The sequence below is a fragment of the Actinomadura sp. 9N215 genome (assembly GCF_044326345.1).
In the GTDB taxonomy this organism is placed as follows: domain Bacteria; phylum Actinomycetota; class Actinomycetes; order Streptosporangiales; family Streptosporangiaceae; genus Spirillospora.
Window position 1 is genome coordinate 147,515 of record NZ_JBIRBA010000012.1, and the last position, 22,267, is coordinate 169,781.

At 70.0% G+C, this 22,267-nt stretch carries 20 protein-coding genes and 1 pseudogene; 13 read left to right on the forward strand and 8 right to left on the reverse strand.

Annotation, left to right across the window (positions count from 1 at the left end):
- Positions 1-7 precede the first annotated feature (7 nt).
- Genes ACH34T_RS21265 through ACH34T_RS21285 form a run of 5 tightly spaced genes read left to right on the forward strand, consistent with a single transcriptional unit; the run spans position 8 to position 6,720 of the window.
- A complete protein-coding gene (locus ACH34T_RS21265) occupies positions 8-994 on the forward strand; it encodes a carbohydrate ABC transporter permease (protein WP_395993926.1) in 987 nt (328 codons plus the stop codon).
- The gene (locus ACH34T_RS21270; RefSeq protein ID WP_395993927.1) at positions 991-1,818 is read left to right on the forward strand and encodes a carbohydrate ABC transporter permease; all 828 of its coding nucleotides are present in this window, start codon (positions 991-993) and stop codon (positions 1,816-1,818) included. Before ACH34T_RS21265 ends, ACH34T_RS21270 begins: the two co-directional genes overlap by 4 nt.
- Before the next feature lie 49 nt (positions 1,819-1,867).
- Positions 1,868-4,945 carry a glycoside hydrolase family 38 C-terminal domain-containing protein gene (locus ACH34T_RS21275; protein WP_395993928.1) on the forward strand — a complete coding sequence of 1,026 codons (3,078 nt, stop codon included), beginning with the start codon at positions 1,868-1,870 and terminating at the stop codon, positions 4,943-4,945.
- Between the two features lie 17 nt (positions 4,946-4,962).
- Positions 4,963-6,198 (forward strand): enolase C-terminal domain-like protein, encoded by a 1,236-nt coding sequence (locus tag ACH34T_RS21280; protein ID WP_395993929.1) that lies wholly within the window; start codon positions 4,963-4,965, stop codon positions 6,196-6,198.
- Positions 6,199-6,207: 9 nt separating this feature from the next.
- On the forward strand, positions 6,208-6,720 hold the full coding sequence (locus tag ACH34T_RS21285) for a GNAT family N-acetyltransferase (protein ID WP_395993930.1): 513 nt from the start codon (positions 6,208-6,210) through the stop codon (positions 6,718-6,720).
- Here the strand turns inward: ACH34T_RS21285 and ACH34T_RS21290 are convergent.
- Both ACH34T_RS21290 and sodN read right to left on the reverse strand, forming a co-directional pair.
- Entirely contained in the window at positions 6,675-6,971 is a 297-nt protein-coding gene (locus tag ACH34T_RS21290; RefSeq protein WP_395993931.1) for a hypothetical protein, read from the reverse strand. The genes ACH34T_RS21285 and ACH34T_RS21290 overlap by 46 nt on opposite strands.
- A 223-nt stretch (positions 6,972-7,194) precedes the next feature.
- Entirely contained in the window at positions 7,195-7,596 is a 402-nt protein-coding gene (sodN, locus tag ACH34T_RS21295) for a superoxide dismutase, Ni (protein ID WP_395993932.1), read from the reverse strand.
- A 186-nt stretch (positions 7,597-7,782) separates the two neighbouring features.
- Here sodN and sodX point away from each other — a divergent pair, with 186 nt between their 5' ends.
- From sodX to ACH34T_RS21310, 3 genes are all read left to right on the forward strand, one after another.
- Entirely contained in the window at positions 7,783-8,187 is a 405-nt protein-coding gene (gene sodX, locus ACH34T_RS21300; RefSeq protein WP_395993933.1) for a nickel-type superoxide dismutase maturation protease, read from the forward strand.
- Between the two features lie 47 nt (positions 8,188-8,234).
- Entirely contained in the window at positions 8,235-9,851 is a 1,617-nt protein-coding gene (locus ACH34T_RS21305; RefSeq protein WP_395993934.1) for a hypothetical protein, read from the forward strand.
- Positions 9,852-10,043: 192 nt separating this feature from the next.
- On the forward strand, positions 10,044-10,772 hold the full coding sequence (locus ACH34T_RS21310; protein WP_395993935.1) for a hypothetical protein: 729 nt from the start codon (positions 10,044-10,046) through the stop codon (positions 10,770-10,772).
- On the opposite strand, the pseudogene ACH34T_RS21315 reads toward ACH34T_RS21310, so the two are convergent.
- Positions 10,769-10,894 (reverse strand): annotated as a pseudogene (locus tag ACH34T_RS21315) (DUF397 domain-containing protein); the annotation flags it as partial. The gene ACH34T_RS21310 and the pseudogene ACH34T_RS21315 sit on opposite strands and share 4 nt — an antisense overlap.
- Between ACH34T_RS21315 and ACH34T_RS21320 the strand changes: the two are divergent.
- Positions 10,868-11,095 carry a hypothetical protein gene (locus ACH34T_RS21320; RefSeq protein WP_395993936.1) on the forward strand — a complete coding sequence of 76 codons (228 nt, stop codon included), beginning with the start codon at positions 10,868-10,870 and terminating at the stop codon, positions 11,093-11,095. The pseudogene ACH34T_RS21315 and the gene ACH34T_RS21320 overlap by 27 nt on opposite strands.
- Positions 11,096-11,159: 64 nt before the next feature.
- On the opposite strand, the gene ACH34T_RS21325 is transcribed toward ACH34T_RS21320, so the two are convergent.
- A complete protein-coding gene (locus tag ACH34T_RS21325; RefSeq protein WP_395993937.1) occupies positions 11,160-12,350 on the reverse strand; it encodes an NADP-dependent malic enzyme in 1,191 nt (396 codons plus the stop codon).
- 404 nt (positions 12,351-12,754) lie between these two features.
- Between ACH34T_RS21325 and ACH34T_RS21330 the strand changes: the two genes are divergently transcribed.
- The 4 genes from ACH34T_RS21330 (at position 12,755) to ACH34T_RS21345 (ending at position 16,456) form a co-directional block, all read left to right on the forward strand.
- On the forward strand, positions 12,755-13,618 hold the full coding sequence (locus ACH34T_RS21330) for an ABC transporter substrate-binding protein (protein ID WP_395993938.1): 864 nt from the start codon (positions 12,755-12,757) through the stop codon (positions 13,616-13,618).
- A gap of 3 nt (positions 13,619-13,621) precedes the next feature.
- Positions 13,622-14,611: an amino acid ABC transporter permease gene (locus ACH34T_RS21335; RefSeq protein WP_395993939.1), complete on the forward strand. Its 990-nt coding sequence runs from the start codon at positions 13,622-13,624 to the stop codon at positions 14,609-14,611.
- Complete coding sequence (locus ACH34T_RS21340) at positions 14,608-15,405, forward strand: amino acid ABC transporter ATP-binding protein (protein WP_395993940.1); 798 nt, start codon at positions 14,608-14,610, stop codon at positions 15,403-15,405. The genes ACH34T_RS21335 and ACH34T_RS21340 overlap by 4 nt, the downstream gene beginning before the upstream one ends.
- Before the next feature lie 82 nt (positions 15,406-15,487).
- The gene (locus tag ACH34T_RS21345) at positions 15,488-16,456 is read left to right on the forward strand and encodes a zinc-binding dehydrogenase (RefSeq protein WP_395993941.1); all 969 of its coding nucleotides are present in this window, start codon (positions 15,488-15,490) and stop codon (positions 16,454-16,456) included.
- A gap of 3 nt (positions 16,457-16,459) precedes the next feature.
- Here the strand turns inward: ACH34T_RS21345 and ACH34T_RS21350 are convergent, their stop codons facing one another.
- The 4 genes from ACH34T_RS21350 to ACH34T_RS21365 all read right to left on the reverse strand — a co-directional run bounded on the left by ACH34T_RS21350 (position 16,460) and on the right by ACH34T_RS21365 (position 22,158).
- Entirely contained in the window at positions 16,460-17,215 is a 756-nt protein-coding gene (locus ACH34T_RS21350; protein ID WP_395993942.1) for a helix-turn-helix transcriptional regulator, read from the reverse strand.
- A 7-nt stretch (positions 17,216-17,222) separates the two neighbouring features.
- Complete coding sequence (locus ACH34T_RS21355) at positions 17,223-18,047, reverse strand: DUF4097 family beta strand repeat-containing protein (RefSeq protein WP_395993943.1); 825 nt, start codon at positions 18,045-18,047, stop codon at positions 17,223-17,225.
- Between the two features lie 92 nt (positions 18,048-18,139).
- A complete protein-coding gene (locus ACH34T_RS21360) occupies positions 18,140-18,319 on the reverse strand; it encodes a DUF6104 family protein (protein ID WP_395993944.1) in 180 nt (59 codons plus the stop codon).
- 164 nt (positions 18,320-18,483) lie between these two features.
- Entirely contained in the window at positions 18,484-22,158 is a 3,675-nt protein-coding gene (locus ACH34T_RS21365; protein ID WP_395993945.1) for a multifunctional oxoglutarate decarboxylase/oxoglutarate dehydrogenase thiamine pyrophosphate-binding subunit/dihydrolipoyllysine-residue succinyltransferase subunit, read from the reverse strand.
- Between the last annotated feature and the right edge of the window lie 109 nt (positions 22,159-22,267).

The window sequence follows — 22,267 nt, forward strand, 5'->3', positions numbered from 1 at the left end:
CTCGTCCATGAGCACGCAGAAGGCCACCGCCGACCGTCCCAAGCCCGAGGCGGTCGCGAGCGGACGCTCTCCGGACCGGCGCCGCCGCCTGCCGCGCGGCGGGGGCGGCGGCCGGTCCGGGAAGGGCTTCGCGCTGCACGGCCGGTTCCGGCACGTCTACGTCTCGCCGGCCGTGCTGTTCGTCGCCGTCCTGCTCTACCTGCCGTTCCTGTGGACGGCGTACCTGAGCTTCACCAGCTACGACGGCCTCGCCTCACCCGAGTTCAACGGCCTGGACAACTACCGGCGGCTGCTGGAGGACGACGCGCTCGTCACCTCGATCCGCAACACGCTGCTGTGGGTCGTCGGGACCGTCGTCCTGCCGGTCGGACTCGGTCTGCTCGTCGCCGTGCTGTCCTACGACCTCAAGCGCGGCTCGTGGTTCCGGCTCCCGTTCCTGCTGCCGTACGCGATGTCCGGCGCGGGCCTCGGCGTCATCTGGGGCTTCATCCTCCAGCCGGACGGCATGGCGAACCAGATCCTGACATTTCTCGGCATGCCGGGCGGCGACACCGCGTTCCTCCAGGACGGCCCCCGCAACACCATCGCGATGATCTTCGTGTGGACGTGGCAGCAGCTCGGCGTCAACATGCTGCTGTTCGTCGTCGGCCTCCAGTCGATCCCGAGGGCCCCGATCGAGGCGGCCCGCATCGACGGCGCGTCGGGCTGGTCGATGTTCCGGCACGTCATCTGGCCGCTGATGCGCCCGATCACCACGGTCGTGTTCGGCCTCGCGCTCGTCGCCGGGCTGAAGAACTTCGACATCGTGTGGGTGATGACGCAGGGCGGTCCCGGACGCTCGTCCGAGACGCTCGCCGTGACCATGTACCGGGACGTGTTCGTCGCCAACGAGTACGGGTACGGCTCGTCGGTCGCGGTGCTGCTCACCACCGTCACGGGCCTGGCCTCGTACATCTACCTGCGCCGACAGGTCGGCAGGGAGGAGACGCGATGAGGAGCCTGAGTCTCAACGTTCGCCGGGTCGTGCTGGCGTTGCTGGGCGTGGTGTGGCTGTTCCCCACCTACCTGATCGTCGCGAACGCCGTCCGTCCGTCGGACGACTACGACCCGTCGGACGCGGTGAATCCGCCGTCGTCGGTCGGCCTGTTCGACAACATCTCGCAGGCGTGGGACCGCACCGCCGTCGGCGACACGCTGCTGAGCACCCTGCTCTACAGCGTCGCCGCGCCCGCGATCGCCGTCCTGCTGGGCGCGCTCGCCGGGTACGCGATCGTGGTGCTGCGGCTCAGGCACGGCTTCGCCTGGTTCGTGGTGATCTTCGCGGGGACGGCGGTGCCGTTCCAGATGCTGCTGATCCCGCTGTTCGTCGGCTACAGCAAGGTTTCGCTGTACGACAACCAGCTCGGCCTGATCCTGATCTACTCGGCGGTCAACGTGCCGCTCGCCGCCCTGGTCATGCGGAACTTCTTCGGCAACGTCGCCGTGTCGATCTTCGAGGCGGCGCGGCTGGACGGCGCGTCCACCTTCCGCATCTTCTGGCGGATCTACCTGCCGCTGTCGTCGGCGGCGCTGGCCGCCGTGTTCATCCTGGAGTTCACGTTCGTGTGGAACGACCTGCTGTTCGGGCTCACGCTCTCGCAGTCGGAGACCGTCCGTCCCGTGTGGGCGGAGCTGTCTGCGCTCACCACCGACGTGTACGCCGGGACGCCCGTGCCGATCGCGCTGGCCGCCGGGCTGGTCGTGTCGCTGCCGACCGTCGTCCTGTTCCTGGCGACGCAACGCCTGTTCACCCGCGGCCTGACCCTCGCCCAATTCTGATCCGAAGACGCTCCCGAGAAGCTCCCTAGAGAGAGATTGACGCATAAAGATGACGAGTCGCCTGCTCCAGGCGAGCCTCGGCTCGCCCGACTATGACGGGATCCGCGACGCGCTGCGCCGCGACACGTCCGCCGAGGTGCTCGCGGTGCGCGGGCTGTCCGTCCGCGCCGCGGTGCTGCCGCTGTTCAGGCGGGACGAGGCCGGTGAGCTGCGGCAGGCCGTCCGGCTGACGCTGACCGGCGGCGGCCGGGTTGAGATCGCCCTCAAGGACGGCGACGCCGTCGTCGCCGACGCCTCCGCCTCGGGGGACGAGACGATCACGCTGCTCGTCCCCGAGGTGGACGTCCCGCGCCGCCTCACCCTGGAGGTCCGCGACGCGGACGGGCTCGTCGGGGCCGCGCCGCTCGACGTCACCCCGCAGCGCAAGTGGAACGTGTTCGTCGTCCACCACTCGCACCTCGACATCGGCTACACCGACACGCAGGGCACCGTCCTGCGCCACCACCTCGACTACCTCGACGCGGCGCTGCGCCTAGCGCGGGAGACGGACGGACGCCCCGACGACGCCCGTTTCCGCTGGTCGGTGGAGTCGTCCATGCCCGCGCTGCGCTGGCTGGCGACGCGTCCCGACGACCAGGTCGCCGAGTTCACCGAGCGCGTCCGCGCCGGGAACATCGAGGTCACCGCGTTCCCGATGCAGCTGCACACGGAGGCGTGCTCGACGGAGGAGCTGTACCGGCAGCTCCGCTTCGTCGAGCATCTGCGGAGCACGTACGGCATCGAGGTCCGGTCGGCGATGCACACCGACATCCCGGGCGCGGTCGTCGGGACGGTCGACGCGCTGAACGCGGCGGGCGTCCGGTATCTGGCCGCCGCGCACAACTGGGCCGGACGGTCCGTCCCGTACATCACGGGCGGCGACAAGCTCGCCCGCCCGTTCCGGTGGCGGTCGCCGGGCGGCGGCGAGCTGATCGTCTGGTTCACCGACACGCCGCACGGCATGGCCTACATGGAGGGCAACACGGTCGGGCTCGTCGACGGCTACGACCTCGCCGAGGACCTGCTGCCCCGCTACCTCGGGTCCCTCGCCGACCGGCCCTACCCGTACGGGCCGGGCACGTTCGGCTGGTACGCCGCGCCCGGCCAGGTCGGCGCCGCCAAGGCCCCCGACTTCCTGGACGCCGTCCACCTGCGCGTGCAGGGCGCGCACGCCGACAACGCCGGGCCTTCGATCGTCCCGGCCGACATCGCGCACCGCTGGAACGAGACGTGGGCGTATCCGCGCCTGCGGATGGCGACCAACGCCGACTTCTTCGAGTACGTCGAGGAGCACCACGGCGACCGCCTCCAGACCCACGAGGGCGACTGGACGGACTGGTGGGCCGACGGCCTCGGCTCCGGCGCCCGGCCGCTCGGCTACGTCCGGCGGGCGCAGAACGTCCTGCGGTCGGCGGAGACGCTGCACGCCCTCGCCGACGAGCGCAGCGGCGACTGGACCGGCGCGTCCGAGGCCATCGACGAGGCCTACGACCGGGCCGCGCTGTTCGACGAGCACACCTGGGGCGCCGCCAACCCGTGGGAGGACGCGGAGGAGGGCGGCGACTCCGGCGCCCTCCAGTGGACCCGCAAATCCCAGGTCGGCTACCAGGCCCACGACGACGCCCTCGACCTGCTCCAGGCCGGGGCGCGGCGGCTCGGTGCGACGTTCGGTCCCGCGCCGGACGCGCTCGCCTCGTTCCTCGTCGTCAACCCCGGGACGGCGGCCCGCACCGACGTGGCCCGCGCGTTCCTGCCCCGCGACGTCGTCGCCGTGGACGTCCCGGTCACGCTCGTGGACGCCCGCACCGGCGAGCCCGTACCGCACCGCGAGGAGGAGGTCGATCCGGACGAGTGGCCCACCCGCCCCATCGGCCGCCACCTGGAGATCGTCCTCCCGGATGTTCCCGGCCACGGGCACGTCAGGATCGACGTCGTCCGCGCCGAAACGGCCGCGCCCGAGCCCGAGGACCTCGGCGCCGACGCGACGATCGAGAACGAGTTCTACCGCGTCTCGTTCGACCTCAAGGAAGGCCACATCGGCTCCGTCTTCGACAAGACCGCGGGCCGGGAACTGGTGAACGCCGACGCCGTCGCCGGGTTCGGGCAGTACGTCTACGACCGGTACGCCACCGCGCCGCATTTCAACCACATGTCCGGGCACATGCTCGTCCATGACAAGACGATGCTCGGCGACCGGGCCGTCGCCACCCACGCGACCGTGACCCGCGCCGAACGCACCCCGGCGGGGGAGCGGCTCGTCGTCGAGCAGCACGGCAAGGGCGTCGACTGGCTGCGCACCACCGTCGACCTGTACGCGGGCGTGCCGCGCGTGGACGTCCGCTACCAGCTCGGCAAGCAGCCGACCGCGGCGAAGGAGGCGGTGTTCTTCGCGTTCCCGTTCGCCGTGGACGGGCCGCCCGCCTCCTGGGAGCTGACCGGCGGCGTCGGCGGCACCGGCGTCCCGAGCGTCCCGGGGTCGGCGGAGCACATGCGGCCGATCCGGCACTGGGTCGCGTTCGAGGACCCCGAGCTGACCGTCGCGTGGGCGACGCTGGAGGCGCCGCTCGTCCAGTTCGGCTCCATCCACATGCCGTACGCGCCGTTCCCGCCGACCCTCGACAACGAGGACGGCACCGTCTACTCGTGGGCGCTCAACAACATCTGGGACACTAACTTCCCGTCCCAGCAGCAGGGCGAGACCACGTTCCGGTACGCGCTCGCGTCCGGGGAGGCGGGGTCGGGCCGTCGGCTCGGCGCCCGAACGGCCGCCGGACTCACCGACCCGTTCGTCGCCACCCTCGCCACCGGTGCCGCCGAAGCCGCCGACGCCGGGACGTTCCTGCGCGTCGACGACCCCGACGTCCTCGTCACCTCCGTCGGCCGCGCCCGCGACGGCTACGGCCTGGCCGTCCGGCTCCAGTCGCTCGCCGCGGGCCCGGTGGAGACGAGCCTGCACGTGCCGGGCGCCACCGGCGCGCGGCTGAGCGGCGGGCTGGAGCGTGACCCGGCGGAACTGCCCGTCCGGGACGGCACCATGACCGTGACCCTGCCCGCGTGCGGCGTCGTCACCGTCACGGTTCGGCGTTGAGCACAGATCGGGGACCCATGAAGATCACAGGCATTCGCGCCACCACGGTCACCGTGCCGCTTGAGGCGCCGCTCCTGCACAGCAACGGCGCCCACTGGGGCCGCTTCGTCCGGACGATCGTCGAGGTCGAGGCCGACAACGGCCTCGTCGGGCTCGGCGAGATGGGCGGCGGCGGGCAGAGCGCCGAGGCCGCGTTCGAGGCCCTCGTCCCGCATCTGGAGGGGCACGACCCGTTCGAGCTGGAGGCGCTCCGCTTCAAGATCGCCAACCCGACGGCGAGCCTCTACAACAACCGGACGCAGATCCTCGCCGCCATCGAGTTCGCCTGCCTGGACCTCGTCGGGCAGCACCTCGGCGTCCCGGTGTACGACCTGCTCGGCGGACGCATCCGCGACTCCGTCCCGTTCGCGTCCTACCTCTTCTACCGCTACCCGGGCGCGGGCGGCTCCCGTGAGGTCCGGACGCCCGAGCAGCTCGTCGAGCACGCCCGCGCGCTCAAGGACGCGCACGGGTTCACCGTCCACAAGCTCAAGGGCGGCGTGTTCCCGCCGGGTCACGAGCTGGACTGCTACAAGGCGCTCGCCGACGCGCTTCCCGGCGACCGGTTCCGGTACGACCCGAACTCCGTCCTGTCCCTGGAGGAGGGCCTGCGGTTCGGGAAGGCGATCGAGGACCTCGACAACGACTACCTCGAAGACCCCGTCCTCGGGCTGGAGGGGCTCCGGCTCGTCCGCGAACGCGTCAACGTGCCGCTCGCGACCAACACCGTCGTCGTCAACTTCGAGCAGCTCGCCGCCAACGTGCTGCGCCGCGGCGCGGACGTCGTCCTGCTCGACACCACCTTCTGGGGCGGCATCCGGCCCTGCGTGAAGGCCGCCGCCGTGTGCGAGACGTTCCAGATCGGCGTGGCGGTGCACTCGTCCGGCGAACTCGGCATCCAGCTCGCGACCATGCTGCACCTCGGCGCCGTCCTGCCCAACCTCACCTACGCCGCCGACGCGCACTACCACCACCTCGCCGACGACGTCATCGAGGGCGGCCCGATGCGCTACACGGATGGGCGGATACCCGTCCCGTCCGGGCCCGGGCTCGGCGTCCGCCTGGACCGCGACAAGGTCGCCGAGTACGCGGAGCTCTACAGGGAGCTCGGCGGCTACCCCTACGACCGTGACCCCGGACGGCCCGGCTGGTACCCGATCGTCCCCAACGACCGGTGGGCCGACCCTGCCGTCCCACTCGCGGCACTCGATTAACCTGCACGGATGATCCGATTCGCGGTACCCGACGACGTCCCCGACATCCTGCGGCTGATCCGCGCGCTCGCCGAGTACGAGCGCGCGCCGGACGAGGTGAAGGCCACCGAGGAGCAGGTGCGCGAGAGCCTCTTCGGCCCCGACCCGAAGGTCTTCGCGCACGTCGCCGAGCACGAGGGCCGCGTCGTCGGGTTCGCCGTCTGGTTCCTCACGTACTCCACGTGGAACGGCACGCACGGCATCTACCTGGAGGACCTGTTCGTCGACCCGGGCGTCCGCGGTCACGGGTACGGCAAGGCGCTCCTCACCGAGCTGACCCGGATCGCGGACGAACGCGGCTACGGCCGCGTCGAATGGGCCGTCCTGAACTGGAACACGCCGGCGATCGGCTTCTACCGGTCCCTCGGCGCCCGCCCGCAGGACGAGTGGACGATCTACCGCCTCGACGGCGACGCCCTCACCGAGGCCGCCGGTCGTTACCGTCCGCCGCCCGAGCACACCGGGCACGGCGCCTCGGCATAACTGCCCTCGGCCACCACCACACCGGCGCCGAGGCAGTGCGTGCAGAGGCCCGAGGCCCGCACGGCCGGATGCTCCCACACAGGCGGAAGCGGCCCGTTCCCCCGGACGTCGAAACGCCGCCCGTCGTCCGCGGGCTCATGCTCCCCGCCGACGACCTTGCGGCCGTGGCAGTACATGCACATCAGTTGGAGCGGGCCCAGGCGCTGTTCGCCCGTCCCGCCGCATTCAGGGCATTCGATCTCGTCGCTCACACGCACCGCCGCGTTCGCAGCCCGCGCCGGGCACGAACTGCCCGGACATCCCACCTAGAAGGATGACCTGCGCACGCTCGCCCGGCAACGTCCTTTCCCGGCCGAATCACCGGCGGACCGCGCGCACGCGTGGCCGGCCCGGCCGGGGACGGCCGCGCACGGGGCCGTCCGGGCATGGTCGAGGCCCGGCCCCATCGGGGTCGGGCCTCGGTGTCCGCGCTGGTCAGCCCTGCTTGGTCTCCCAGAAGATCTTGTCGATCTCGGCGATCTTGGCGAGCAGTTGCTCCGCGACGCCGACGTCCATGCTGCCCTTGGTCCCGGTGGCGCCGGCGAGCTTGGTGGCCTCGTTGAACAGCTGGTGGAGCTGCGGGTACTTCTCGAAGTGCGGCGGCTTGAAGTAGTCGGTCCACAGCACCCACAGGTGCTCCTTGACCAGCTGGGAACGCTGCTCCTTGATCAGGATCGCCCGGGCCCGGAACTCCGGGTCCTCGTTGGCCGCGTACTTCTCGGCGATCGCCTTGACCGACTCGGCCTCGATCCGGGCCTGCGCCGGGTCGTAGACGCCACACGGCAGGTCGCAGTGCGCGGACACCGTGGTCTTCGGGCGCAGAAGCTTGAGCAACACCTGCGATTCCCTTCCCTCGTTGCGGATCATGCTCAGGTCACCGACATTACTCTTGTGCCCGTGGGCCCGTCCGGCCAGGGCGCTCGGTAATTCGGCCTAAGACCCGGACCGCGGCGCGGCCCGGAACCCTTCCAGCCATGTTCATGACCGCCGTCCCGCGATCTATGCGGGCGGACGAGGAGGACCATGCGGCGTCACCTGGTGCTCGGGGCCCTGGCCGGCGCGGCGGCGCTCACGCTCGCCACCGCCCGCGGACGCCTGCGCACCGTCGAGGTCACCGGCGACTCGATGCTCCCGGCCCTGAAACCAGGCGACTGGCTCCTGATCCGCACCGGCGTCCGCCCCGAGGTCGGCGACGTCGTCGTGGCCCGCCACCCGGACCACCGCGACCTGCTGATCGTCAAACGCGCCGACCACCGCGCGGGCGGCGGCTGGTGGCTGGAGAGCGACAACCAGCGCGCCCGCGGCCGCCGCGACAGCTGGGACTTCGGCGCCGTCCCCGACGCCCTCATCCTCGGCCGCGCAGTAGCCCGCTACTGGCCCCCACCCCCCACAACGCTCCGCCCCACCTTCCGAAGCGCAAACACCTGACAAGCGGTTTCAGACGCCGGGCCGACTTCCTGCCGGCCTGCTCGGTCATGGCGTCGGTACCGCCCGGACGCCTCGGCCGTGGTGTCGACAACCAGTGCTTCACCTACGACCACCTGCAACGCGTCACCCATGCCTGGACGCAGACCACCGGCACCTGCGCCGGCGAACCCACCACCGCTCTCATCGGCGGCCCCGCCCTCTACTGGCAGAGCTTCGCCTACGACACCGCAGGCAACCGCACCGGCGAAACCCGGCACGGCATAGGCGGCGTCGCAGACACCGTCCGTACCTACACCTACGCGCCCCCGGGCCAGGGCAACCGCCTAACCCAGGTAACCCAGACCGGCCCCACAGGTGACCGCACAGACACCTACGCCTACGACGCCACCGGCAACACCACGAACCGCACCATCGACGCGGGCGCCAACCCCGGCCAAACCCTGGAATGGGACACCGAAGGTGAACTGGCCAAGGTCACCGAAAACGGCAACGACGTCACCTTCGTCGACGACACCGACGGCAACCGCCTGATCCGCAGGGACTCCGCCGGAACCACCCTCTACCTACCCGACGGCACCGAACTACGCGCTCTCAACGGTGCCGCCACCGCCACCGGCACCCGGCACTACACCTTCACCGGCCAGACCGTCGCGATGCGCACCTCCGACGGCAAGATCACCTACCTGACCGGCGACCACCAAGGACCCCATCGGCAAGACCCCGCCCAACGAGCGCAAGGGATCCGTGCGCTGCCATTCCTACTGCGGCCCGGTCACCCCCAGGGGCGGTGCCAAGCGCGGCGGGGACCACCTCGCCGCACCCGTCCCCGGCCACGCCCTGCCGAGAAAGACCTACCTGCACCTGCTCAACCTCGGATACCGCGGAAGCCAGGATTTCACCCTCCGCGACGCCATCGCCTACCTAGGCGCCGGCCTGGACGACAACGAATGGGACGGATTCTGCCGCACCATCAACGCCAGCGCCCAAGCCAATGCCACATCAACCCCTTCACCGGCCACGACACCTCCGACTCCGGCCTGAAACCCGCCCTCGTCGCCGGCGGAGTCGCCGCCATCGTCATCGCCGGCGTGGCCCTCTGCGCCGCCGGATGCTGCGAATCCGGAGCCTTCGAGGCAGCCGGCCTCGCCTGCGCGCGATCAGGCGCGTGCCGCGGCGCGATCTCGGCGGCCATGAGCGCCGGCGGCGCCCTCAACAGCGGCTACGGCGCCGGAGAGGCCCCAACCGGAGCCATGGGCAGAGCAGGATCGTGGCTGAGCAAACTTGGCTGCCGCAGCAGCTTCGTCCCAGGCACAAAGGTCCTCATGGCCGATGGAACCAAGGTTCTGGCGATCCTGAATTCGAACAGCAAGGAGATGTTCCTGGTGGCCGTGGGTCACCGCCTGGGGATCTCGACACGCGACGCCTTCACGAGAGACGCCTCTCAAGCGGTACGGCAGGCCCGGGCCTGCAACGAGATGATGATCGCGATTTGGTCGCAGATTTGGTCGATAAAAGAGGAGGCGGTGAATGGCTATCCGGATTCTGAGTTCCTGTCGATTCTGCTCGAAAAGGCTGACATGGGTGATGCGAGAAGGCATCTTAAATTTGCCATTGAGGGTGCTTTGAGCTTGGTGAATGGCAGCGGGGTCCAAGGTCAGAAATGATAAGTCCGGGACCCGTGGGTGGTGGGCTGGTAAATGAGCGATCACGATGGACGGCCCACAGGTGCGCGTAGATCTCCGAAGCGGATCGGTGCGTCAACGTGATGAGTGCCAGGACGTGCCCGCTGGACCGTGTGTTGATCGAGATTCTGTTTGTGAGGCTCGCCTTCTGGTCGCGGTGGATAGGGTCGGCCGATGGGTGAGAGTCGCACGGTTGCGCAGTCGTTGGCGGGGGTTCGGGATGCCCCGTCCGCCTTCGTGTTCATCGAGTGGTTCGCCCGGGAGTGGCTGACGCCGCTTCGGGACGGTGATGGATGTACTGCCGAAGAGGTGGCCGCCGTTGAGGAGCGGCTTGGGTCCCGCTTGCCCGCATCGATGGTCTCCTTCTACCGGTTGCTCGGAAGACGGAGGGACCTCACCAGTAATCAAGACCGTCTGGTGCCCTTGAACTCGTTGAGGGTGGAGGACGGGGTGCTGATCCACCGGATCGAGGCGCAAGGATGTGCGAGCTGGGGCATCCAGGTCTCCGACCTGGGGTCGGCCGACCCGCCGGTGGTCTGCGGCGGATATCGGGACGGCGGCCCGTGGCGACGGTTTCTAGGGTCGTTCTCGCTGGCTGCCGTGGAGATGGTGCTGTACGAGGCCGTCTTCGCCGCTGCCGAGGGGTGTCATGACAATCGCGAGCTGGACGACGCGGACATTGTGAAGCTGGAAGCGCGGTATGAACGCCTTCCGTTTCCCGACTATCCGGGCTGGTGGCAGCCTGACGTCCAGCCGGGGATCCGCTGGTTCGCCGGATCCGACGTCCTGCTCCGGGAAGACAGCCGGACGTGGCTTTGGGTACTCACGCGAAACAGCGCAAGCCTTGCCCGTGTTCGGGATGTGTTGCCGGGAGACTGGCTCATGGCGTCCGAGCGTGGTTAGGCGAAGAAGCCGGATTCGTTGTTGCGGGCACCGGTGAGGAAGGCTTCCCATTCGGTGCGGGTGTAGATGATGACTTCGGCGTCGGGGTGGCGGCTGTGCCGGACGGCGACACGATCCGTCCCGTCCGCGCAGGGGTGGCGCCCCGGCTGTTCGCGCTGGTGCGGGAGGACTTCGACGAGGACGACACCGTCGGGATCGCGTTGCCGGACGGGGCCGCGGTCACCGTGCCAACGAGCGGGCGCGGACTCGGGCGGTGGATCATTGCGGAGAGCGCGTCCGGGCGGATGCTCTCAGAACTGGTCTGGATGTCCCCGGCACAGTGAGTTCGGGGGACGTCGGAAGGCCCCCGGCCCCTTGATGAGGTCGGGGCCCTCGATGGGGTGTTTTTCAGATGCGGGCGACGCCCTCCTTGCGGGCCTGGGCGGCGACGGCGTCGGTGACGGCGGGGGCGACTCGGGCGTCGAAGGGGCCGGGGATGACGTAGTCGGGGGTCAGGTCGTCGCCGACGATGTCGGCCAGGGCCTTTGCGGCGGCCAGTTTCATGCCCTCGGTGATGGAGTGGGACCGGACGTCCAGGGCGCCTCGGAAGATGCCGGGGAAGGCCAGGACGTTGTTGATCTGGTTCGGGAAGTCGCTGCGGCCCGTCGCGACGACCCTGGCGTGGCGGCGCGCGACCTCCGGGTCCACCTCGGGGGTCGGGTTGGAGAGGGCGAAGACGATGGCGTCCTGCGACATCGTGGCGACGCACGACTCGTGGACGGTGCCGCCGGAAAGGCCGATGAACACGTCGGCGCCGCGTAGGGCCTCTTCGGTGGAGCCCTTCAGGTGGGAGCGGTTCGTGATCGCGGCGATGCGCTCCTTGACGGGGTTCAGGCCGTCGCGGCCCTCGTAGATGAGGCCCTTGCTGTCGGAGAGGGCGATGTCGCCGATGCCGGCCTCGATCAGGATCCGCGAGACCGCGATGCCGGACGCGCCCGCGCCGGCCACCACCGCGCGCAGGTCGGACAGCGGGCGGCCGACCAGCCGGGCCGCGTTGGTCAGGGCGGCGAGCACGACGATCGCGGTGCCGTGCTGGTCGTCGTGGAAGACGGGGATGTCGAGCGCGGCGCGCAGCCGGTCCTCGATCTCGAAGCAGCGGGGGGCGCTGATGTCCTCCAGGTTGATGCCGCCGAAGCTCGGCGCCATCCGGACCACCGTGTCGACGATCTCGTCGACGCCCGTGCAGCTCAGGGCGATCGGCACGGAGTCGACGCCGGCGAACTCCTTGAACAGCAGCGACTTGCCCTCCATGACCGGCATGGACGCGGCCGGGCCGATGTCGCCGAGCCCGAGCACCGCGGTGCCGTCGGTGACCACGGCGACGACCTTCGATGTCCAGGTGTACTCGTAGGCCAGCTCGGGGTGGTCGGCGATCGCGGTGCAGACGCGGGCGACGCCCGGGGTATAGGCCAGGGAGAGGTCGTCTTTGTCGCGGACCGGAATGGTGGAGCGCATCTCCAGTTTTCCGCCGCGGTGCAGTGGGAAGGCCGGATCGTCGTCCAGGGAGGACGGTTCGGAGGGAACGGGTTGAACGGCCACAGCGACCCCTGTCAGTGGAAGTTGGCTTTCCTTGGATGCCGCCGCGGTGGTGGTGGTCTGGTGGCCGGCCCACCGGGTGGTCATCGCGCGACGTACGGGGGTCACCCGTTGTCTGATTGTGCCATACCCGCCGTCAAATCCCGATTGAAGGCCGATCGTGGCAAGGGTCACGCGAACGTTGCCATGGTGTAGCGATCCGGTTGCACAGCGTGGGGAACGCCGAAGGCGGCGTACCGTCCCGGGGCTCGCTCGTTGCGTTATTGTTTCGCACCCTTTATCCAGATCAGGGAGGTTGTACGCCAAGATGTGCACCTGACCCATGGATCTACGCGGATCCGACGCAACCATCTGGAGGGGGACCAGTGAACACCGGTTCTCTGCGCCGTCACGGAATCGTGACGGGCGTGCTTGTGCTGACGGGCGCGCTCGCGCTTTCGGCGTGCGGCGAGAAGAAGGACGACACGGGTGGGGGCCCGAAGATCACGGCATCGGGCGGCGTGGACGCGGGACTGGTGGCGATGGTCCCCGACGCGATCAAGTCGGACGGCAAGATCATCATTGGCACGGACGCCACCTACGCCCCGAACGAGTTCCTGGACGCCGACGGCAAGACCGTCGTCGGCTGGGACCGGGAGCTGTTCGACGCTGTCGCGGCCAAGCTCGGGCTGAAGACCGAATGGGTCTCCAGCAAGTTTGACGACATCATCCCGGGCGTCCAGTCCGGCAAGTACGAGGCGGGCGTCTCCTCGTTCACCGTCAACGACGAGCGCAAGCAGGCCGTCACGATGGTCAGCTACTTCAACGCCGGCACCCAGTGGGCGACGAAGAAGGGCAACCCGCAGGGCGTCCAGCCCGACAACGCCTGCGGCAAGAAGATCGCGGTGCAGAAGGCCACCGTCCAGGTCGAGGACATCCAGAAGCGCTCGAAAGAGTGCACGACCGCCGGCAAGCCCGCGATCACCGTCGACCAGTACCAGGGCCAGGACCAGGCGACCGCGGCGATCGTGTCCGGCAAGGACGACGCGGGCCTCGCCGACTCGCCGATCATCGCCTACGCGGTGCAGAAGACCAACGGGCAGCTCGAACTGCTCGGCGAGATCTACGAGGCCGCCCCGTACGGCTTCATCGTGCAGAAGGATCAGACGCGCTTCGCCAAGGCCATCGCCGGGGCCACGAAGGCGCTCCAGGCCGACGGCACCTACAAGAAGATCCTGGAGAAGTGGAACGTCCAGGCGGGGGCGGTCAACGACGCGGCCGTGAACCCGTAGCCGATGGCGGATCTCACCGAAGACAAGCCGGTCCCGGCGCGGCCTGAGGCGATCAAGGCCGTGCCGGTCCGGCATCCAGGCCGCTGGGTGGCGGTGGCGGTCATCGCGGTCCTCGCCGCGATGTTCGCCCACATGCTCGTCACCAACGAGAAGTTCAAGTGGTCGTTCATCGTCGACAACGCGTTCCGCCCCAACATCATCGAAGGCGTCCGGACCACCATCGCGCTGACCGTGCTCGCGATGGTGATCGGCGTCGCGTTCGGGATCGTCCTCGCCGTGATGCGGCTGTCGGACAACCCGGTCCTCAGCGGCGTCGCCTGGCTCTACACCTGGTTCTTCCGGGCCGTCCCGCGCCTCGTGCTGGCGATCCTGTTCGGCAACATGGGCATCCTGTACTCCGAGTACCGCGTCGGCGGGGTGCCGTTCGCGGGGCAGCTCGGCGACCTGATGGGCGTCGACATCGACGCCACCCTGTTCACCCTGGACGCGCGCACGCTGCTGACCGGGTTCATGGCGGGCCTGCTGGCGCTGGCGCTGTCGGAGGCGGCCTACATGGCCGAGATCGTGCGCGCCGGCATCCTGTCGGTCGACCCCGGCCAGGAGGAGGCCGCGGCCGCGCTCGGCATGTCGCGGTTCCAGACCCTGCGCCGGATCATCCTGCCGCAGGCCATGCGGGTGATCATCCCGCCGACCGGCAACGAGACCATCGCGATGCTCAAGGACACCTCGCTGGTGGCGTTCGTCCCGGTCACCAACGAGCTGTTCTTCCAGCTGCAGGCCGTCGGCTCGCGGACGTTCAACGTCTTCCCGATGCTCGTCGCGGCCTGCGTCTGGTACCTGATCCTGACCAGCTTCCTGCTGGTCGGGCAGTACTTCATCGAGCGCCACTTCGCCCGCGGCTCGGGAGTCTCCAAGGAGAAGAGGGCCGGGCTGCGCGCTCTCGGCTTCGGCAGCGGCGGAGGCGGCGCGGCGGGAGGGGGAGGAGGGGCATGAGCGTGCCGGACGACGGCGACGGCGGCGGCGGCGACGGCCTGATGGTGAAGGCGGAGGCGGTGCACAAGAGCTTCGGCCGCCTTGAGGTGCTGAAGGGCATCGACCTGGAGGTCAGGTCCGGCGAGGTGATGTGCGTCGTCGGGCCGTCCGGGTCGGGCAAGTCGACGTTCCTGCGCTGCATCAACCATCTGGAGAAGATCAACTCGGGGCGGCTGTGGGTGAACGGCCACCTGGTCGGTTACCGGGAGTCGGGCGGCAAGCTCTACGAGCTGCGCGACCGCGAGGTCGCCGCGCAGCGCCGCGAGATCGGCATGGTGTTCCAGCGGTTCAACCTGTTCCCGCACATGACGGCGCTGGAGAACATCATGGAGGCGCCGCACCGGGTGAAGCGGCTGCCGAAGTCGGAGGTCAGGGATCGGGCGCTCGCGCTGCTGGAGCGGGTCGGGCTCGCCGACAAGGCGCAGAGCCATCCGGCGCAACTGTCCGGCGGGCAGCAGCAGCGCGTCGCGATCGCGCGGGCGCTGGCCATGGAGCCGGCGCTGATGCTGTTCGACGAGCCGACGTCCGCGCTGGACCCGGAGCTCGTCGGCGAGGTCCTCGACGTCATGAAGGGCCTGGCGCTCGACGGCATGACGATGATCGTCGTGACGCACGAGATGGGGTTCGCCCGGGAGGTCGGCGACTCGCTGGTCTTCATGGACGACGGCGTCGTGGTCGAGAAGGGCACCCCGCGGGCGGTGCTCGCCGACCCGCAGCACCGGCGCACCAAGGACTTCCTGTCCAAAGTGCTCTGACCGGCGACCCCTTGGTGGGGCGGACGGTCCGTCCCTGGGGGGCGGGCCGTTTCGCCGCGGGACGGACGGTTAGTGTGCGTCCATGTTCGCTGTCACGGCTACGAAGATCGACGCAGACAATCCGCTGGACGGGCTGACGGCAGGGGAGCGGCCCGACCCCGACGTGCCGGACGGCTGGACGACCGTCACGGTGAAGGCGGCCGCGCTCAACCACCACGACCTGTGGTCGCTCAAGGGCGTCGGCCTGCCCGCCGACCGGCTCCCGATGATCCTCGGCTGCGACGCGGCCGGGGTGGACGAGGACGGCAACGACGTCATCGTCCACTCGGTGATCGGCGACCCGGGCCGGGGCGGCGGCGACGAGACCCTCGACCCGAAGCGGTCGCTGCTGTCGGAGGTCCATCAGGGGGCGCTGGCGGAGAAGGTCGCGGTGCCGCGGCGCAACCTCGTCCCGAAGCCGGCCGAGCTGTCGTTCGAGGAGGCGGCGTGCCTGCCGACGGCGTGGCTCACCGCGTACCGGATGCTGTTCGACAAGGCGGGCCTGCAGCCCGGCGCGTCCGTGCTGGTGCAGGGCGCGGGCGGCGGCGTCGCGACGGCGGCGATCGCGCTGGCGTCGGCGGCCGGCTACCGCGTCTACGCGACCAGCCGGACCGAGGCGAAGCGCAAGCGGGCGCTGGAGCTCGGCGCGGACGCCGCGGTCGAGACGGGCGCGCGGCTGCCGGAGCGGGTCGACGCCGTCATCGAGACCGTCGGGCAGGCGACGTGGTCGCATTCGCTGAAGTCGCTGCGGCCCGGCGGACGGGTCGTGGTGTCCGGCGCGACCAGCGGGGCGGTGCCGCCGGCGGAGCTGAACCGGGTGTTCTTCCTGCAGCTGTCGGTGGTCGGGTCCACGATGGGGACGCGGGACCAGCTGGAGCGGCTGGCGCGGTTCCTGGTCAAGACGGGCACGAGGCCGGTGGTCGACCGGACGCTGCCGCTGAGCCGGGCGCGCGACGGGTTCGCCGCGATGGCCGAGGGCGACCTCTTCGGCAAGATCGTCTTCACGCCCTGACGATCAGGGGCGGGCCTTGCCCTCGCGGCCGGGGGCGGGCCTGCCCTTGCGGAAGATCTCCTGCTTCAGGCGGTCGCAGGTGTCGTCGAGGAGGGTCTGGGCGGCGGCGAGGTCGTCGTCGTCCAGCCGGGCCGACTTCGCGGCCTTGCGGACGTCCTCGACGAACCCGCGGAGCAGCCGCTCCAGCTTGAGGCGGGCGACGTCGTCGCGGGTGCCGGTCGCCGTCTTCCAGGCGTCCTCCCAGTTCTGCCGCCACTCCTCCTTCCACGCCTGCGTCTGCTCGCGCCAGTACTCCTTCTGGCGCTTCCACTCGTCCTTCTGGCGGCCCGTGGTCTCCTTCCAGGCGTCCTTGGACGTGGTCTTGCCCTGGTCGCGCATCGTCCGGGCGGCCTGGGTGAGCTCCTCGCGGAGCGTCCTGACGGTCTGCCGGACGTCCTCCTGCACGCCGCGGGCGAACTCCTGCGCCGACGCGGAGAGCTCCTCCTCCAGGTCGGCCAGCTCGTCCATGCGGCGCTCGAGCTCCTCGCGGCCCTTGTCGGTCAGCGAGTACACCTTCTTGCCCTTGATCACCTCATGGGTGACGAGGCCCTCCGACTCCAGCCGGGCGAGCCGCGGGTAGATCGTGCCGGGTGAGGGCGAGTAGACCCCGAGGAACCGGTCCTGCAGGAGCCGGATCACCTCATAGCCGTGCCGCGGGCTCTCCTCCAGGAGTTTCAGCAGGTACAGCCGCAGGCGACCGTGGCCGAAAACGGGGCTCACGTGGTCCTCACTTCTCCATTCGCGGGGTGGTGGTCTCGGGGGCGGCGTCGTCGCGTCCGACGAGGGTGATGGCGCCGGACACGGTGTTGACCGCAAGTCGTCCGGAGCCGTTCCCGATCCTGCCCGCGCGGGTCCGGGCGAAGCGGCCCTCCCGCTCGTCGAGCCCGGGGAACGTCGTGTCGATCGGCCCGGCGGCCGAGGTCAGCGTGACCTGCGCGTCGGCCGAGTCGGGGATGCGCAGCGCCACGCCGCCGGACACGGTGTTGACGTCCACCCGCCCGTCGCCGCCGAGGTCGACGTCGGCGGCGATGCGCCCGCTGACGGCCCGTGCCGAAAGCCGGTCGAGGGAGCCGCCGGCCAGCGACAGGTCGCCGGAGACCGAGGTGAACGAGACGGTCCCGTCCAGGCCCTGCGCCTCGACGGCGCCGGAGACGGTGTTGGCGTCGATCGCGCCCGCGACCCCGTCGAGCGTCACGTCGCCGGAGGCGCTCTTGATGGACGTCTTGGACGTCGTGCCGGTGACGACGGCGTCCGCCGAGACGAGGTTGAGGGAGACCGGGCAGTCGTGCGGGACGGTCACCGTGACGTCGGCGCGGCACCCCTGGGTGCGCAGCCAGCTCAGCACGCTCTCCAGCAGCTTCTCGTGCGTGATCGTCAGCATGCCCGCGTCGTGGGTGACGACCAGCGGCAGGCCTTCGACGTCGCCGACGATGATGGACGGCCGCTCGTCGGACGCGAGCACCGAGATGTTCCCGGCGATCAGTGTGGCCCGTAGCGCGACCACGCCGTCGAAGTCGAGGGTGGCCGGTTCGTCGATCGTCCAGCGCGACATCGCGATCTGCCCTTCGTCCGAGCTCTTCGTCCAGTAAACACGATATGTCGCGTCTCTGGGAAGTCAAGATGTATCGCGTTCAGCAGGGCCGGTTACTCGTCCTCCTCCTCGTCCAGCCGGGCCAGCCAGGTGGCGAGCCGGTCGACGGACGTCTCGAACTCGGGGTTCAGGTCGACGAACTCGCGCAGCCGCTCCGCCAGCCACGCCAGGCTGACCTCCTCGGCGCCGCGCCGGTCCGTCAGCTCCTCGATGCCCCGATCGGTGAAGTACATTGCCTGGTTTCTCTTTCGTACGGATCTCCGGCCGGGACGCCGAGGGCCCCGGCGCCGCGCACCGGAGCCCTGGAAATCGACCCGTCGAGCGGAGCTCGTCCGTTGAATGGCGGTGGGTGGGGGCTGGAGGACGGTCCGTCCGCCCGGCCGTTCGGCTGGCTTGGCTACTTGGGCTCGAACAGGCGGGCGAGCAGGGCCTCCTGCTCGGCCTGGTGCAGCTTCGCCGAGCCCACGGCCGGGGACGACGACGCCGGACGCGACACCCGCGCCAGTTTCAGCCCCTCGATGTGGTGCGGCAGCTTCAGCGCCATGAACGGCCACGCGCCCATGTTGGCGGGCTCGTCCTGCACCCACACGACCTCGACGCCCGCCGGGTACTTCGCCAGCTCCGCCTTGATCTCGTCCACCGGCGGCGGGTAGAGCCGCTCGACCCGCACGACCGCCGTGTCGGACGCGCCCGCGGCGTCGCGGGCCTTGACCACGTCGTAGTAGATCTTGCCGGTCGTGAGCAGCACGCGCCGCACGCCCGCCGGGTCGATCGCCGGGTCGGCCTCCGGGATGACCGGCTGGAACGCGCCGCCGGTGATCCGCTCGACCGGGGACGTGGCCGCCTTCAGCCGCAGCAGCGACTTCGGCGTGAACACGATCAGCGGCTTGTTCCGGCCCGACAGCACCTGCCAGCGCAGCAGGTGGAAGTAGTTCGCCGGGGTCGTCGGGTAGACGACGGTCATGTTGTCCTGCGCGCACAGCTGCAGGTAGCGCTCGATCCGCGCGGACGAGTGGTCGGGCCCCTGCCCCTCGTAGCCGTGCGGCAGCAGCAGCACGACCCCGGAATGCTGGCCCCACTTCTGCTCGCCGGACGAGATGTACTCGTCCACGATCGACTGGGCGCCGTTGGCGAAGTCGCCGAACTGGGCCTCCCAGCAGACGAGCGCGTCCGGACGCGTCATCGAGTAGCCGTACTCGAAGCCCATCGCCGCGTACTCGCTGAGCAGCGAGTCGTGGACGTAGAACTTCGACACGCCCTGCCCGAACTGCTTGAGCGGCGTGTACTCCTCGCCCGTCCTGCGGTCGACGAGCACCGCGTGCCGCTGGCCGAACGTCCCGCGCCGCGTGTCCTGCCCGACGAGCCGCACCGGGTGGCCGTCGATCAACAGCGAGCCGAACGCCAGCAGCTCGCCCGTGGCCCAGTCGATCGCGTCGTCCTCGATCATCTGCGCGCGGCGCTGCAGGATCGGCTGGAGCCGCGGGTGCGGGGTGAAGCCCTCCGGCAGGCTGACCTGCGACTCGATGATCCGCTTGACGGTCTCCGCCGGGATCGCCGAGCCCGCGCCGCCGTGGTCGATCGGGATGCTCTCCTCGACGTCCGGCTTCACCACCGAGCCCGGCTCCTGCGGCCGCTTCACCGCCTCGCGGGTCTCGGTGAAGGCGCGTTCCAGCTGCTCCTGGTAGTCGCGGAGGGCCTGCTCGGCCTCCTCGACGGTGATGTCGCCGCGGCCGATCAGCGCCTCGGTGTAGAGCTTGCGGACCGAGCGCTTCGCGTCGATCAGGTCGTACATCAGCGGCTGCGTGAACGAGGGGTTCTCGCCCTCGTTGTGGCCGCGCCGCCGGTAGCAGATCATGTCGATGACGACGTCCTTCTTGAACGTCTGCCGGTACTCGAACGCCAGCCGCGCCACCCGCGCGCACGCCTCCGGGTCGTCGCCGTTCACGTGGAAGATCGGCGCCTGGATCATCCGGGCCACGTCCGTGGAGTAGACGCTGGACCGCGAGTACTCCGGCGCGGTGGTGAACCCCACCTGGTTGTTGATGATCACGTGGACGGTGCCGCCGGTGCGGTAGCCGCGCAGCTGCGACAGGTTCAGCGTCTCCGCCACCACGCCCTGCCCGGCGAACGCGGCGTCGCCGTGCACCAGGATCGGCAGCACGCTGAACCCGGCCTCGCCGACGTCCAGCAGGTCCTGCTTGGCGCGGACGACGCCCTCCAGCACCGGGTCGACCGTCTCCAGGTGCGACGGGTTCGCGACCAGCTCACAGTGGATCTTGGAGCCGTCGTCGGCGACGAAGTCGCCCGCCGCGCCCAGGTGGTACTTCACGTCGCCCGAGCCCTGCGCGCTGCGCGGGTCGAGGTTGCCCTCGAACTCGCCGAAGATCTGCCCGTAGGACTTGCCGACGATGTTGGCCAGCACGTTCAGCCGGCCGCGGTGCGCCATGCCGACGACGACCTCGTCCAGGCTGGCCTTCGCCGCCGCCGAGATCACCGAGTCGAGCAGCGGGATGACGGACTCGCCGCCCTCCAGCGAGAACCGCTTCTGCCCGACGAACTTGGTCTGCAAGAAAGTCTCGAACGCCTCCGCGCTGTTCAGCCGGCGCAGCACGTGCAGCTGCTCCTCGCGGGACGGCTTCTCGTGCGGGACCTCCACGCGCTCCTGGATCCAGGCGCGCTCCTCGGGGTCCTGCATGTGCATGTACTCGATGCCGACCGTCCGGCAGTACGCCATCCGCAGCACGCCGAGGATCTCGCGGAGCTGCATCGTCGGCTTGCCGCCGAACCCGCCGGTCGCGAACTCGCGCTCCAGGTCCCACAGGGTGAGGCCGTGCTTGAGGATGTCGAGGTCGGGGTGGCGGCGCTGCTTGTACTCAAGCGGGTCGGTGTCGGCCATCAGGTGGCCGCGGACCCGGTAGGCGTGGATCAGCTCGTGGACGCGGGCGACCTTCGCGACGTCGTCCTCGTGGGTGGCGGAGATGTCCTTCACCCAGCGCACCGGCTCGTACGGGATGCGCAGCGCCTCGAAGATCTCGTCGTAGAAGCCGTCGGCGCCGAGCAGCAGCTCGTGGATGCGGCGCAGGAAGTCGCCGGACTGCGCGCCCTGGATGATCCGGTGGTCGTAGGTGGAGGTCAGCGTCATGACCTTGCTGATCCCCATGCGGGCGAGGGTGTCGCTGGACGCGCCCGCGAACTCCGCCGGGAACTCCATCGCGCCGACGCCGATGATCGTCCCCTGGCCGGGCATCAGCCGCGGCACCGAGTGGACGGTCCCGATCGTGCCCGGGTTCGTCAGGCTGATCGTCGTGCCCTGGAAGTCGTCCAGGGTGAGCTTGCCGCCGCGGGCCTTGCGGACGATCTCCTCGTAGGCGGCCCAGTACTGGCGGAAGTCGAGCGTCTCGGCGGCCTTGATGCTCGGCACCACGAGCTGCCGCGAGCCGTCGCTCTTCTGCAGGTCGATCGCCAGCCCGAAGTTGACGTGCTCCGGCCTGACCAGCACCGGCTTGCCGTCCACCTCGGTGAACGCCGCGTTCATCTCCGGCATCGCCGCGAGCGCCTTGACGATCGCGTAGCCGATCAGATGCGTGAACGAGACCTTGCCGCCGCGCCCGCGCTTCAGATGGTTGTTGATGACGATGCGGTTGTCGATGAGCAGCTTCGCCGGGACGGCGCGCACGCTCGTCGCCGTCGGCACGCCGAGGCTGGCCTCCATGTTGGTGGCCGTCCGGGCCGCGACCCCGCGCAGCCGGACCTCCTCGGCGCCCGCGGGCACCGGCGGGGGAGCGGGCTTCTCGCTCTTCGGCGCCGCGGGCTTCGGCCCCGCCTTCGGGGGCTGTACGGGCTGCTGCGGTGTCGGCGGCGCTGCCGCTGTGCCGTTCGGTGCCTTCGCGGCCTTCTGGGCCGCGCCGTCGGCGGGCGCCTGGGGGGACGCGGGGGTCGCGGACGTGGGCCGGCTGTCCGGCTGGTAGTCCGCGAAGAAGTTCCACCAGGCCTCGTCAACAGAGTTCGGGTCTTCGAGGTACTTCTGGTACAGCTCGTCGACCAGCCACTCGTTGGCACCGAAGTCGGTCATCTTGGGGTCGGCACTAGTTTGCGACGACTCTGTCGACACGGCGGAGATCGCCCTCTTCCGCAGCTCGCAGGTAAGTTCTAAGACAAGTCAAGGCTACTCGCACTGGCCT

Coding starts and splice junctions, on each gene's coding strand:
- sodX (WP_395993933.1), top strand. CDS start 7,783: ATGCGGCGTCACCTGGTGCTCGGGGCCCTGGCCGGCGCGGCGGCGCTC.
- ACH34T_RS21335 (WP_395993939.1), top strand. CDS start 13,622: ATGGCGGATCTCACCGAAGACAAGCCGGTCCCGGCGCGGCCTGAGGCG.
- ACH34T_RS21310 (WP_395993935.1), top strand. CDS start 10,044: ATGGGTGAGAGTCGCACGGTTGCGCAGTCGTTGGCGGGGGTTCGGGAT.
- ACH34T_RS21365 (WP_395993945.1), bottom strand. CDS start 22,158: ATGACCGACTTCGGTGCCAACGAGTGGCTGGTCGACGAGCTGTACCAG.
- ACH34T_RS21280 (WP_395993929.1), top strand. CDS start 4,963: ATGAAGATCACAGGCATTCGCGCCACCACGGTCACCGTGCCGCTTGAG.
- ACH34T_RS21275 (WP_395993928.1), top strand. CDS start 1,868: ATGACGAGTCGCCTGCTCCAGGCGAGCCTCGGCTCGCCCGACTATGAC.
- ACH34T_RS21265 (WP_395993926.1), top strand. CDS start 8: ATGAGCACGCAGAAGGCCACCGCCGACCGTCCCAAGCCCGAGGCGGTC.
- ACH34T_RS21285 (WP_395993930.1), top strand. CDS start 6,208: ATGATCCGATTCGCGGTACCCGACGACGTCCCCGACATCCTGCGGCTG.
- ACH34T_RS21305 (WP_395993934.1), top strand. CDS start 8,235: ATGGCGTCGGTACCGCCCGGACGCCTCGGCCGTGGTGTCGACAACCAG.
- ACH34T_RS21355 (WP_395993943.1), bottom strand. CDS start 18,047: ATGTCGCGCTGGACGATCGACGAACCGGCCACCCTCGACTTCGACGGC.
- ACH34T_RS21340 (WP_395993940.1), top strand. CDS start 14,608: ATGAGCGTGCCGGACGACGGCGACGGCGGCGGCGGCGACGGCCTGATG.
- ACH34T_RS21360 (WP_395993944.1), bottom strand. CDS start 18,319: ATGTACTTCACCGATCGGGGCATCGAGGAGCTGACGGACCGGCGCGGC.
- ACH34T_RS21270 (WP_395993927.1), top strand. CDS start 991: ATGAGGAGCCTGAGTCTCAACGTTCGCCGGGTCGTGCTGGCGTTGCTG.
- ACH34T_RS21345 (WP_395993941.1), top strand. CDS start 15,488: ATGTTCGCTGTCACGGCTACGAAGATCGACGCAGACAATCCGCTGGAC.